Here is a 12,466-nt window from a genome sequence, read left to right as displayed (position 1 = left end):
TTATCGCTCCTCGCCATACAGCAGCGCCCCGACATCAGGCTCCACATCAAACATGTTTTGCAGGGCATCCAGCGTATCGCGCGCTTCTGCTTCGTTAATCACGCTCATGGCAAAGCCAACGTGTACCAGCACCCACTGGCCGGTGCGGGGCACACCGTTTTCATCCACACTGCCAACCAGCGTCAGATCGACATCGCGCAGCACGCCGCACACGTCTACTTTGGCCTGATTGCCGTCAATCGCGTGGATTTGCCCCGGGACGCCTATGCACATCGTTCGCTCTCCAGCCAGTTCAGCCAGTTATCCATACCTTGCCCGCCAGTGGCGGAAACCAGCAGGATTTCAATATCCGGGTTCACTTCACGGGCATACGCCAGACATTTATCGACGTCGAAATTCAGGTACGGCAGCAGGTCGACTTTGTTAAGGAGCATCACCGATGCGGCAGCAAACATGTGCGGGTATTTCAGCGGTTTGTCTTCCCCTTCGGTTACCGACAGCACGGCCACTTTATGCCGTTCACCCAGATCAAAGCTCGCCGGGCAGACCAGGTTACCCACGTTCTCAATAAACAGAATGCCGTTATCCGCCAGCGGCAGACGCGGCGCGGCATCGGCTATCATCTGCGCATCAAGATGGCAGCCCTTGCCGGTGTTCACCTGAATGGCCGGCGTGCCGGTTTCACGGATCCGCGCGGCATCGTTAACCGTCTGCTGATCGCCTTCAATAACTGCGCAAGAGACGCGTCCGTTCAGGCGTTTAAGCGTTTCGGTGAGCAGGGTCGTTTTGCCAGAGCCCGGGCTGGAGACCAGGTTTAGCACCAGCAGCTTGCGGGCGGCAAAACGGGCGCGATTACGCGCAGCCAGCTGGTTATTTTTATCAAGCACGTTGATTTCGACGTCCAGCATCTGCCGCTGGCTGATGCCTGGCGCGTGCGTGCCGGCTTCGCCGTGGCCGTAATGCAGGTCGCCGTCAGCAGATTGTGTTGGCGTAAAGGCCAGGCCGGTAAAGGCTCCTGATGGACGGGGAGCAGGAGAGAAGGGCGCGGAGCGAAACGCAGAGTGAGGACGATGCTCATCCCCTTCTATATAAAGGTTGCCTTCGGCGCAACCGCAGGTACTACACATAATTATTCCCTCTCGATTTCGAGGCGCTGGATCTGCATTCCGTCATCGGCCACGATGCGTAGCCCGGTGCTCTGACACTGCGGGCAGCTTCGTACTTTCGACGACAGCAGCGTGACGTACTGCTGGCACTGTTCGCACCAGCATTCCGCCTGCTGTTCTTCAATATGAAGCTGGCAGCCTTCCGCCAGCGTGTCGCGGCACACCAGCTCAAAGCAAAAGGTGAGGGCGCTGGTTTCGACGCAGGAAAACGCGCCGAGTTTCAGCCAGACACCGGTCACGCGTTTTGCGTGGTGTTGTGCCGCCTGTTGTTCGATTAACTCCAGAGCCCGTTGGCAGAGGGTGATTTCGTGCATGACGCCTCCTCAGTGAATTGCGCCTTTAATGCAATAACGATGCCATCTTGATTTTTGTTAAGGCGTGACGATGTCAACGCTGTCGAAATGACACGTCGACACTGCCATTTTAATAGTGTGTTCTGTATTTAAATCATTAAAAATCAATGCATTAAAAACTGGCATGGAATCTGCTTAGTAGCCGCAATCTCCATTAACCGGATATCTGACATGACTATTTGGGAAATCAGCGAAAAAGCGGATTACATCGCGCAGCGGCATCAGCAGTTACAGGAGCAGTGGCATCTTTACTGCAATTCTCTGGTTCAGGGGATCACCCTGTCGAAAGCCCGGCTACACCATGCCATGAGCTGCGCGGCACAGGGCGATATGCGCTTTGTGTTGTTCGGACACTTCACGATTTACGTCACCCTGGCAGACAGCTTCAACAGCCACACCATCGAGTATTACGTCGAGACAAAAGACGGGGATAAACAACGCATTGCGCAGGCGCAGCTGATGGCTGATGGCATGGTTGATGGTCACGTCAGCAACCGCGATCGTCAGCAGGTGCTGGAACATTACCTGGAAAAAATCGCGCCGGTCTACAACGGCCTGTACAGCGCGGTTGAGCACGATTTACCGGTCAACCTGCAACAGCTGATGAACGGAAATTCATCGGCAAACGTTGCCTGAGTATTGCGTGTCGAGAAGTGTCGATAAGACAGATTTTCGTCAAAAATGACCATCACCAGAGGATTACCCGGTGAACCGTTTTGTAATTGCCGACTCGACGGTCTGTATCGGCTGTCGAACCTGTGAAGCGGCGTGTTCGGAAACACATCGCCTGCACGGGTTGCAGTCAATGCCGCGCCTGCGCGTCATGCGAAATGAAAAAGAGTCTGCGCCGCAGCTCTGCCACCACTGTGAGGATGCCCCGTGCGCGGGTGTCTGCCCTGTTAATGCCATCACCCGTGTTGATGGCGCGGTACAGCTCAATGAAAGCCTGTGCGTAAGCTGCAAGCTGTGCGGTATTGCCTGCCCGTTTGGCGCGATTGAGTTTTCCGGCAGCCGCCCGCTGCATATTCCGGCGAATGCCAATACCCCGAAAGCGCCGCCAGCGCCACCGGCTCCGGCACGCGTCAGTACGCTGCTGGACTGGGTTCCCGGCGTGCGCGCCGTCGCGGTGAAGTGCGATCTGTGCAGCTTTGATGAACAAGGCCCGGCCTGTGTGCGCACCTGCCCGACCAAAGCGCTCATTCTGGTCAACATTCGCGATATTGCCCGTACAAGTAAGCGCAAGCGTGAGCTGACGATCAACACCGATTTTGGCGATCTTTCGCTGCTTCAGGAATACAACGAGGGGGCGAAATGAACGCAGTGACGATGATTAACAGCGCTGTGGCCTGGTTTGCCGCAGCTGCCGTTCTGGCGCTGATTTTTTCGTTCCATAAAACCCTGAGCGGCTGGATTGCCGGGATTGGCGGGGCGACAGGCAGCCTGATGACGCTGGCCGCGGGTGGGGTAGTTCTGCTCGGCGGGCAATCTGCTGAAGCCATCATTCCGCTGGTACATCACGCAGTTCAGGTCACCCCGCTGAATGCCATCTGGCTGGTGACCTTTGGCCTGTGCGGGCTGTTTATCAGCCTGTTTAATATTGACTGGCACCGCCATCACAGCACCAAAGCAAACGGGTTGCTGGTGAATGTGCTGATGGCGGCGGCGGTCTGCACCGTGACGGCCAGCAACCTGGGCGCGCTGGTGGTGATGGCCGAAATCATGGCCCTGTGCGGCGTGTTCCTGACCGGGTGCAGTGCTTCCGGCAAGCTGTGGTTTGCGCTGGGGCGACTCGGCACGCTATTGCTGGCATTGACCTGCTGGCTGGTGTGGCAGCGCTACGGCACCCTGGATTTTGCCCTGCTGAACGAGCGGGCGCAGCAGTTGCCGTTTGGCGCTGACATCTGGTTGTCGGGCGTGGTGGGCTTTGGCCTGCTGGCCGGGATCATCCCGTTGCACGGCTGGGTGCCGCAGGCCCATGCCAATGCCCCGGCTCCGGCGGCGGCACTGTTCTCCACCGTGGTGATGAAGGTTGGGCTGTTCGGCATTCTTACCCTGTCGCTGGCGGGCGGGCAACCGCCGCTGTGGTGGGGCGTGGTATTGCTACTGGCGGGTATGGTGACCGCATTTGTCGGAGGGCTGTACGCGCTGATGGAACACAACATTCAGCGTCTGCTGGCGTATCACACCCTGGAGAATATCGGCATTATTCTGCTCGGTCTTGGCGCGGGCGTAACGGGACTGGCGCTTAACCAGCCTGCACTGATTGCCGCCGGGTTTATCGGTGGTCTGTATCATCTCGTCAACCATAGCCTGTTTAAAAGCACACTGTTCCTCGGCGCGGGTAGCGTCTGGTTCCGTACCGGCCATCGCGATATCGAAAAACTGGGCGGCATCGGTAAAAAGATGCCGGTTATCTCCCTTGCCATGCTGGTGGGGTTGATGGCGATGGCCGCGCTGCCGCCGCTGAACGGCTTTGCCGGTGAGTGGGTGATTTATCAGTCCTTCTTCGCACTCGGCCAGAGTGATGCGTTTATTGCGCGTCTGCTCGGCCCGCTGCTGGCGATGGGGCTTGCTATCACCGGCGCGCTGGCGGCGATGTGTATGGCGAAAGTCTATGGCGTGACCTTCCTCGGCGCACCGCGCACGAAAGAGGCGGAACAGGCCTGCTGCACGCCGGTGCTGATGGCGGCAAGCGTGGTCGCTCTGGCGCTGTGCTGCGTTATCGGCGGTGTCGCTGCGCCGTGGCTGCTGCCGCTACTGGGTAGCGCGATACCGCTGCCGCTCACGACGGCGCACACCACTGTTTCTCAGCCGATGATTGCGCTGTTGCTGATTGCCGCGCCGCTACTGCCATTCATTCTGATGCTGTTCTTCAAACGCGACCGTCTCTCTTCCCGCTCGCGCGGTGCGGCGTGGGCCTGCGGTTATGAACACGAGCAATCCATGGTGATCACCGCCCACGGCTTTGCCATGCCGGTGAAAGAGAACTTTGCTGCCGTGCTGAAGCTGCGTCACTGGCTGAATCCGGTGGCGTGGATCCCTGGCTGGCAGAGTGCTGCCGTGCCTGCGCTGTTCCGCCGTCTGGCGGTTATCGAGCTGGCGGTGCTGGTGGTGATTGTGATTTCACGAGGAGCCTGACATGAGTCTGTTACTGGCATTACTTCAGGCGCTGGTGTTATTCGCCATTGCGCCACTGCTTTCCGGGGTGAGCCGTGTGCTGCGCGCCCGGATGCATAACCGTCGCGGGCCGGGTGTCCTCCAGGAGTACCGCGACCTGTTCAAATTGCTCACCCGCCAGAGCGTTGCGCCCGATGCGGCAGGCTGGGTGTTTCGCCTGACGCCGTTTGTGATGGTAGGCGTCATGCTGACCATCGCCACTGCGCTGCCGGTGGTGACCGTTGGCTCTCCGCTGCCGGTACTGGGCGATTTGATCACCCTTATCTATCTGTTTGCCATCGCGCGGTTCTTCTTTGCCATTGCTGGCCTGGACACCGGTAGCCCGTTTACCGGCATTGGCGCCAGCCGCGAGGCGATGCTGGGCGTGCTGGTTGAGCCGATCCTGCTGCTGGGGCTGTGGGTTGCCGCGCAGGTTGCGGGTTCAACTCATATCAGTTTTATCACCGACACCGTCTACCACTGGCCTGTTGCACGTTCCATTCCGCTGATCCTGGCGCTGTGCGCCTGCGCGTTCGCCACCTTTATTGAGATGGGCAAACTGCCGTTTGACCTCGCAGAAGCAGAGCAGGAATTGCAGGAAGGGCCACTGACCGAGTACAGCGGCTACGGCTTTGCGGTGCTGAAGTGGGGCATCAGCCTCAAACAGCTGGTAGTGCTGCAAATGTTTGTCGGCGTTTTCTTCCCGTGGGGACAGATGACGCACTTTACCGCTGGCGGCCTGGTGCTGGCAGTGGTTGTGGCCGTCCTCAAGCTGCTTATCGGCGTGCTGGTGATTGCGCTGTTTGAGAACAGCATGGCGCGTCTGCGTTTTGTGGCGACGTCCCGGATCACCTGGGCCGGTTTTGGTTTTGCATTTTTAGCATTCGTCTCCTTGCTGGTGGCGTGATTAAAGAGAATTTTTATGTCTGAAGAGAAAAAAGGTCAGCAGTATCTCGCCGCATTGCATCAGGCGTTTCCCGGCGTGGTGCTGGAAGAGTCCTGGCAGACCAAAGACCAGATCACCCTCACCGTGAAGGTGAACTACCTGCCAGAGGTGGTGGAGTTCCTGTATTACCAGCAGGGCGGCTGGCTCTCCGTGCTGTTCGGCAACGACGAACGTCAGCTGTGCGGGAACTATGCGGTTTATTACGTGATGTCGATGGAGCAGTTCGAGAAGTGCTGGGTAACCGTGCGCGTCGAAGTGGACCCGAACAAACCGGAGTATCCGTCGGTTACGCCGCGCGTGCCTGCCGCCGTCTGGGGCGAGCGTGAAGTGCGCGACATGTACGGCCTGGTGCCTGTCGGTCTGCCGGATGAACGCCGTCTGGTGCTGCCGGACGACTGGCCGGACGAACTCTATCCGCTGCGTAAAGACAGCATGGATTATCGTCAGCGCCCGGCACCGACCACCGACAGCGAAACTTACGAATTCATCAACGAGCTGGGCAGTAAAAAGAACAACGTGGTGCCAATTGGCCCGCTGCACGTCACCTCTGATGAGCCGGGGCATTTCCGTTTGTTCGTTGACGGCGAGAACATTATCGACGCCGACTACCGCCTGTTCTACGTTCATCGCGGCATGGAAAAGCTGGCAGAAACCCGCATGGGTTACAACGAAGTGACCTTCCTCTCCGATCGCGTGTGCGGTATTTGTGGCTTTGCCCACAGCACCGCCTACACCACCTCGGTGGAAAACAGCATGGGCATCGTGGTGCCGGAGCGCGCACAGATGATCCGCGCCATTCTGCTGGAAGTGGAACGCCTGCACTCGCACCTGCTGAACCTCGGCCTGGCCTGCCACTTTGTCGGCTTCGACTCCGGGTTTATGCAGTTCTTCCGCGTGCGTGAAGCTTCAATGAAGATGGCGGAGATCCTTACCGGGGCGCGTAAAACCTACGGCCTAAACCTGATCGGCGGGATCCGCCGCGACCTGCTGAAAGACGACATGATCCAGACCCGCCTGCTTGCGCAGCAGATGCGCCGCGATGTGCAGGATCTGGTGGATATGCTGCTCAGCACGCCAAACATCGAGCAGCGCACCGTCGGTATTGGCCGCCTGGATCCTGAGATTGCCCGCGACTTCAGCAACGTCGGCCCGATGGTACGCGCCAGCGGCCACGCCCGTGACACCCGCGCGGATCACCCGTTTGTGGGCTACGGTCTGTTGCCGATGACGGTACACAGCGAACAGGGCTGCGACGTGATTTCTCGCCTGAAGGTGCGTATCAACGAAGTATTCACCGCGCTGAATATGATCGACTTCGGCCTGGATAACCTGCCTGGCGGCCCGCTGATGGTGGAAGGTTTCACCTATATTCCAAACCGCTTTGCCCTTGGTTTTGCCGAAGCGCCGCGCGGTGACGACATCCACTGGAGCATGACCGGCGACAACCAGAAGCTCTATCGCTGGCGCTGCCGTGCGGCAACCTACGCCAACTGGCCAACCCTGCGCTATATGCTGCGCGGCAACACCGTGTCTGATGCGCCGCTGATCATCGGCAGCCTCGACCCGTGCTACTCCTGCACAGACCGCATGACCGTCGTGGACGTGCGCAAGAAGAAAAGCCAGGTGGTGCCGTACAAAGAGCTTGAGCGCTACAGCATCGAGCGTAAGAACTCGCCGCTGAAATAAGGACTCGTGATGTTTACCTTTATCAAAAAAGTCATCAAAACCGGCACCCAGACCAGCAGCTATCCGCTGGAGCCGATGCCGGTGGATAAAAACTTTCGCGGTAAGCCAGAGCACAATCCGCAGCAGTGCATCGGCTGTGCCGCCTGCGTGAATGCCTGCCCGTCCAACGCCCTGACGGTGGAGACGGACCTGAAAACCGGCGAGCTGGCCTGGCAGTTTAACCTCGGGCGCTGCATTTTTTGTGGCCGCTGCGAAGAGGTGTGCCCGACGGTGGCTATCCGTCTTTCTCAGGAATACGAGCTGGCGGTATGGAAGAAAGAGGATTTCCTGCAACAGTCGCGTTTCGCGCTGTGTAACTGCCGCGTCTGCAACCGCCCGTTTGCCGTGCAAAAAGAGATCGACTACGCCATTGCGCTGTTAAAACACAACGGTGACGCCCGCGCAGAGCACCACCGGGAAAGCTTTGAAACCTGCCCGGAATGCAAACGTCAGAAATGCCTGCTGCCGTCTGACCGCATCGATTTAACCCGTCATATGAGAGAGGCCAGCTGATGGAAAACTTACTCGGCCCACGCGACGATAACGGCATTCCGGTGCCGATGACGGTGGACGAATCCATCGCCAGCATGAAGACGTCGCTGCTGAAAAAAATCAAACGCTCGGCCTACGTCTACCGCGTGGACTGCGGCGGCTGTAACGGCTGCGAAATTGAAATTTTCGCCACGCTGTCGCCGCTGTTTGATGCCGAACGCTTCGGCATCAAAGTGGTGCCGTCCCCGCGTCATGCCGACATTTTGCTGTTTACCGGGGCGGTAACCCGCGCCATGCGATCGCCTGCGCTGCGTGCCTGGCAGTCAGCGCCGGATCCGAAAATCTGTATTTCTTACGGCGCGTGCGGTAACAGCGGCGGTATCTTCCATGACCTTTACTGCGTGTGGGGGGGCACTGACAAAATTGTCCCGGTGGACGTTTATATTCCGGGCTGTCCGCCAACACCTGCCGCAACGCTGTACGGATTTGCGATGGCACTCGGCCTGCTGGAGCAGAAGATCCACGCCCGCGCACCGGGTGAACTAGACAGCCAGCCTGCCACCATTCTGCACCCGGATATGGTGCAGCCATTGCGCGTGAAGGTCGACCGCATGGCGCGCAAACTGGCGGGCTATCGCTATGGCCGCCAGATTGCGGATGATTATCTGCGTCTGCTCAGTCAGGGCGATCATCAGGTCGCGCGCTGGCTGGAGGCGGAAAACGATCCGCGTCTGAATGAGATTGTCGCAAACCTGAATCAGGTGGTGGATGAGGCGCGTATCCGATGAGTGAAACGGTGGTATTCAGTCAGCTGAGCCGTAAGTTTATTGATGAGAACGATGCCACGCCGGATGCGGCGCAGCAGGTGGTCTATTACAGCCTGGCGATTGGTCACCACCTGGGGGTGATCGACTGCCTGGAGGCGGCGTTAAGCTGCCCGTGGTCAGCGTATCTGGCGTGGATTGCCACGCTGGAAGAGGGCAGCACGGCGCGGCGCAAGATGGAAGGTGTCCCGAAATACGGCGAGATTGTTATCGACGCTAACCATATTGCGATGCTTGCTAATGCGTTCGACGCGGCCATAAGCCGACAAACCCCCGAGCAGCAGGCGTGGAGCAAAACCCTGCTCGGGATGCTGCATGATATTCATCAGGAGAGCGCCATCTACCTGATGGTGAGGAGATTACGTGACTGACGTTTTACTGTGTGTTGGCAACAGCATGATGGGCGATGATGGCGCAGGCCCGCTGCTGGCAGAAATGTGCGCGGCCACTCCCCAGGGCAACTGGGTGGTTATCGACGGTGGCAGTGCGCCGGAAAATGACGTAGTGGCGATCCGTGAATTGCATCCGGACAGACTGTTGATTGTCGATGCTACCGATATGGGGCTAAACCCCGGCGAGATGCGCCTTATCGACCCCGACGATATCGCAGAGATGTTTATGATGACGACCCACAACATGCCGCTCAATTACCTGGTCGATCAGATTAAGGACGACGTGGGCGAAGTGCTGTTTTTGGGGATTCAGCCGGATATCGTGGGCTTTTATTACCCGATGACACCGCCGGTAAAAGAGGCGGTGGACGTGGTTTATTCCCGGCTGGGTGCGTGGGTTGGGGATGGGGGATTTGCCAGGCTCTGAACCGGTGCCCGGTGGCGCTAAGCTTACCGGGCCTACGGATTTGTAGGCCGGGTAAGGTGAAGCCGCCACCCGGCAAAAACAGGTTACGCCAGATCCGTCCCGTTACTCGCAATCACCTTCTTATACCACCAGAACGATTTCTTGCGCTTTCTGTCCAGCGTGCCGCTCCCGGCATCATCGCGATCAACGTACACAAACCCGTAGCGCTTGCTCATTTCACCCGTAGAGGCCGCCACCAGATCAATGCAGCCCCAGGTGGTGTAACCCATCAGCGGCACGCCGTCTTCAATGGCATCGCCCATCGCGCGGATATGCTCGCGCAGGTAGCTGATGCGGTAGTCGTCGTTAATCTCGCCGTTTGCCTCAATCACATCCTTCGCACCGAGGCCGTTCTCCACCAGGAACAGCGGTTTCTGGTAACGGTCGTACATCATGTTCATGGTGATGCGCAGACCCAGCGGGTCGATACCCCAGCCCCATTCGCTCACCTCGATGTGCGGGTTACGCAGAGATTTCACGATGTTCGCCGCATTGGTGTTTTGTGCATTCATATCCGCCGAGGCACAGCGGGAGGCGTAATAGCTGAACGACACAAAATCGACGGTGTTTTTCAGCAGGTCGTCGTCGCCAGGCTCTTTCACAATCACCACCCCTTTTTCGCGGAACACGCGGGCAGAGTAAGCCGGGTAGCTGCCACGTGCCTGCACGTCGATAAAGAACAGGTTCTCGCGGTCTTTCTCCAGCGCCATCCACACGTCTTCCGGCTTGCAGGAGTACGGGTAGAAATTGCCGCCTGCCAGCATACAGCCGACCTGGTTTTCCGGGTTCACCTCGTGGGCGATTTTGGTCGCCAGCGCGCTTGCCACCAGCTCGTGATGCGCGGCCTGATATTTCACCTGATCTTCGTTTTCGCCTTCTTCGAACACCAGCCCCGCACCCGAGAACGGGCTGTGCAGCATGATGTTGATTTCGTTGAAGGTCAGCCAGTATTTCACCAGCCCGTTAAATTCTTCAAAGCAGGTGCGGGCGTAGCGGGCGAACAGATCGACCATCTTGCGGTTACGCCAGGAGCCGTACTCCGTTACCAGATGCATGGGCACGTCGAAGTGGCACAGCGTCACCAGCGGTTCGATATTGTACTTTTTACACTCTTCAAACACCGCGCGGTAAAAGGCAATGCCCTCTTTGTTCGGCAGCGGCTCATCGCCATTCGGATAGAGGCGGCTCCAGGCAATGGAGGTGCGGAACACCCTGAAGCCCATTTCCGCCATCAGGGCGATGTCTTCTTTATAGCGATGGTAAAAATCAATCGCCTCGTGGCTTGGGTAAAACTCGTCGTCACGTAACGAAAAACGCTTTTCCTTACCGAGCTTCACCGCCAGGCGATTCGCGCCGTGGGGGATCATATCGACTGTTGTCAGCCCTTTACCGCCTTCACGGTAAGCACCTTCACTCTGGTTGGCGGCCAGTGCGCCGCCCCATAAAAATCCTTGTGGAAAAACAGACATTTTTACCTCGCTATAAAATTATGCTTGTGCTGCTTTGGCCTGAACCGGTGCGGTTTGCAGGGCGCGCGCTTTTTCTGCTTCGTCCTCAACCGGAATGTCTTCAAAGCCGAGTATTAACGTCAGGACAAACGACAGCACCACGGCCAGCGCCATGACGCCAAATACCCAGACGATGGTCATTGGATTCGCCGGGTCGAAGAACTGGACGCTGGTAAACAGCCCAGGTGCGGCCATCGAATGGCTGGCAAGACCGGCAATCCCGGCCACCGCGCCGCAGATAAAGCCGCTGATAAGACTCGCAATCAACGGACGTTTCAGGCGGACCGCCACGCCGTAGAGAGCCGGTTCAGAGATACCTGCCATGATGGCAGAGGCCGCCGCCGCCAGCGCCGTCTGACGCAGTTCCGGGTTTTTGGTTTTCCACGCCACCGCCAGCGACGATCCGCCGAGCGACAGGTTGGCGCCAATTTCCGACGGCATTACCATCCCTTCTTTGCCCGTTTCGGCAATGGTCTGAATGATAGTCGGCGTAAACACGCGGTGCATCCCGGTCATCACCAGCAGTGGCCAGAGCGCACCCATAATCGCCACGGACAGCCAGCCGAGATAGCCGTGAATGGTGTAGACCAGCGCAGAGATAGCGCTGCCGATCCAGATCCCCAGCGGCCCAATCAGCACGATGGCAAGCGGAGCGGCAATCAGCACGATCAGCATCGGTTTGAGGAAGTTTTTGGTGACGGCAGGGGTAATACGGTCAACCCAGCGTTCGATATACGACAGGCACCAGGTCATCACCAGCGCCGGGATCACGGTGTAGGTGTATTTCACCGCAGTGACCGGGATAAACGCGAACTCGACGTGTTCACCCTGTGCCGCTTTCGCCATCAGCTCGATAAAGCTCGGGTGGACCAGTACGCCCGCAATGGCAATCGCCAGCGACATGTTGGTTTTGAATTTCACCGCCGCAGAGGCCGCCACCATCAGCGGCAGGAAGAAGAACGCCCCGTCGCCGATCACGGTCAGAATGGTGAGCGTGGGCGCACCTTTCGGCAGCACCCCGGTCATCTCAAGGATCATCGCCAGCAGTTTGACCATCGAGCCGCCGATGATCGCCGGGATCAGTGGGGACATGGTGCCGATCAGCGCATCGAGGATCCCCGCGCCAATACGGCGGAAGGTGAGCTTTTGCGGGCCTTCGGGCACGGCAGGTTGCAGCTCCGTCGGCAGCAGGCTTACGACTTCACGGTAGGCCTGGGAGACGGTGTTGCCAATGATCACCTGGCACTGGTTATCGTTACGCACCACGCCAAGTACGCCGCTGATGCTTTTCAGGCGAGCGGCGTCGGTGAGGGCTTCCTCTTTCAGGACAAAACGCAGACGCGTCATGCAGTGGGTGACGGCGACGATGTTGTCTTTGCCGCCAAGCGCGCTGACAACATCATTCGCCAGCGCGGCATAATTTTTGGCCATCGGATTG

14 protein-coding genes are annotated in these 12,466 nt (G+C 58.3%); 9 read left to right on the top strand and 5 right to left on the bottom strand.

Going from position 1 to position 12,466, the window contains the following annotated elements; genetic code table 11:
• The 3 genes from N1249_RS17325 to hypA are packed head-to-tail and all read right to left on the bottom strand — an operon-like array spanning window position 1 to window position 1,480.
• The gene (locus N1249_RS17325) at window positions 1-273 is read right to left on the bottom strand and encodes a HypC/HybG/HupF family hydrogenase formation chaperone (protein ID WP_259831559.1); all 273 of its coding nucleotides are present in this window, start codon (window positions 271-273) and stop codon (window positions 1-3) included.
• Complete coding sequence (gene hypB, locus N1249_RS17320) at window positions 264-1,127, bottom strand: hydrogenase nickel incorporation protein HypB (RefSeq protein ID WP_257272121.1); 864 nt, start codon at window positions 1,125-1,127, stop codon at window positions 264-266. The genes N1249_RS17325 and hypB overlap by 10 nt, the downstream gene beginning before the upstream one ends.
• A gap of 2 nt (window positions 1,128-1,129) precedes the next feature.
• Window positions 1,130-1,480 carry a hydrogenase maturation nickel metallochaperone HypA gene (gene hypA, locus N1249_RS17315; RefSeq protein WP_166717628.1) on the bottom strand — a complete coding sequence of 117 codons (351 nt, stop codon included), beginning with the start codon at window positions 1,478-1,480 and terminating at the stop codon, window positions 1,130-1,132.
• A gap of 210 nt (window positions 1,481-1,690) precedes the next feature.
• Here hypA and hycA point away from each other — a divergent pair, with 210 nt between their 5' ends.
• The 9 genes from hycA to hycI all read left to right on the top strand — a co-directional run bounded on the left by hycA (window position 1,691) and on the right by hycI (window position 9,481).
• Window positions 1,691-2,155, top strand: coding sequence for a formate hydrogenlyase regulator HycA (hycA, locus tag N1249_RS17310; protein ID WP_259831555.1), 465 nt, complete (start codon window positions 1,691-1,693; stop codon window positions 2,153-2,155).
• Between the two features lie 70 nt (window positions 2,156-2,225).
• Complete coding sequence (locus N1249_RS17305) at window positions 2,226-2,834, top strand: 4Fe-4S dicluster domain-containing protein (protein WP_014071523.1); 609 nt, start codon at window positions 2,226-2,228, stop codon at window positions 2,832-2,834.
• Window positions 2,831-4,657 carry a formate hydrogenlyase subunit 3 gene (gene hycC, locus N1249_RS17300; protein WP_259831552.1) on the top strand — a complete coding sequence of 609 codons (1,827 nt, stop codon included), beginning with the start codon at window positions 2,831-2,833 and terminating at the stop codon, window positions 4,655-4,657. The genes N1249_RS17305 and hycC overlap by 4 nt, the downstream gene beginning before the upstream one ends.
• Before the next feature lies 1 nt (window position 4,658).
• Complete coding sequence (locus N1249_RS17295; RefSeq protein WP_259831550.1) at window positions 4,659-5,582, top strand: respiratory chain complex I subunit 1 family protein; 924 nt, start codon at window positions 4,659-4,661, stop codon at window positions 5,580-5,582.
• Window positions 5,583-5,597: 15 nt separating this feature from the next.
• Entirely contained in the window at window positions 5,598-7,307 is a 1,710-nt protein-coding gene (locus tag N1249_RS17290) for an NADH-quinone oxidoreductase subunit C (protein ID WP_259831548.1), read from the top strand.
• A gap of 9 nt (window positions 7,308-7,316) precedes the next feature.
• The gene (locus tag N1249_RS17285; RefSeq protein WP_259831546.1) at window positions 7,317-7,859 is read left to right on the top strand and encodes a formate hydrogenlyase complex iron-sulfur subunit; all 543 of its coding nucleotides are present in this window, start codon (window positions 7,317-7,319) and stop codon (window positions 7,857-7,859) included.
• The gene (locus N1249_RS17280) at window positions 7,859-8,626 is read left to right on the top strand and encodes an NADH-quinone oxidoreductase subunit B family protein (RefSeq protein ID WP_259831544.1); all 768 of its coding nucleotides are present in this window, start codon (window positions 7,859-7,861) and stop codon (window positions 8,624-8,626) included. The genes N1249_RS17285 and N1249_RS17280 overlap by 1 nt, the downstream gene beginning before the upstream one ends.
• Entirely contained in the window at window positions 8,623-9,033 is a 411-nt protein-coding gene (locus tag N1249_RS17275; protein ID WP_217186800.1) for a formate hydrogenlyase maturation HycH family protein, read from the top strand. Before N1249_RS17280 ends, N1249_RS17275 begins: the two co-directional genes overlap by 4 nt.
• Window positions 9,026-9,481 carry a hydrogenase maturation peptidase HycI gene (gene hycI, locus N1249_RS17270; protein ID WP_259831540.1) on the top strand — a complete coding sequence of 152 codons (456 nt, stop codon included), beginning with the start codon at window positions 9,026-9,028 and terminating at the stop codon, window positions 9,479-9,481. The genes N1249_RS17275 and hycI overlap by 8 nt, the downstream gene beginning before the upstream one ends.
• 83 nt (window positions 9,482-9,564) lie before the next feature.
• Here the strand turns inward: hycI and N1249_RS17265 are convergent, their stop codons facing one another.
• Together N1249_RS17265 and ascF are read right to left on the bottom strand one after the other, a co-directional pair.
• Entirely contained in the window at window positions 9,565-10,989 is a 1,425-nt protein-coding gene (locus N1249_RS17265) for a 6-phospho-beta-glucosidase (RefSeq protein ID WP_259831539.1), read from the bottom strand.
• Window positions 10,990-11,007: 18 nt separating this feature from the next.
• Window positions 11,008-12,459 (bottom strand): PTS cellobiose/arbutin/salicin transporter subunit IIBC, encoded by a 1,452-nt coding sequence (gene ascF / locus N1249_RS17260; RefSeq protein WP_041162276.1) that lies wholly within the window; start codon window positions 12,457-12,459, stop codon window positions 11,008-11,010.
• Between the last annotated feature and the right edge of the window lie 7 nt (window positions 12,460-12,466).

Origin of the sequence: Enterobacter sp. CP102, assembly GCF_025152625.1 — a bacterium.
Taxonomy (GTDB): Bacteria; Pseudomonadota; Gammaproteobacteria; order Enterobacterales; family Enterobacteriaceae; genus Enterobacter; species Enterobacter soli.
The sequence above is the reverse complement of the archived record's forward strand: the minus strand, read 5'-3'. Positions and strand labels throughout refer to the sequence as shown.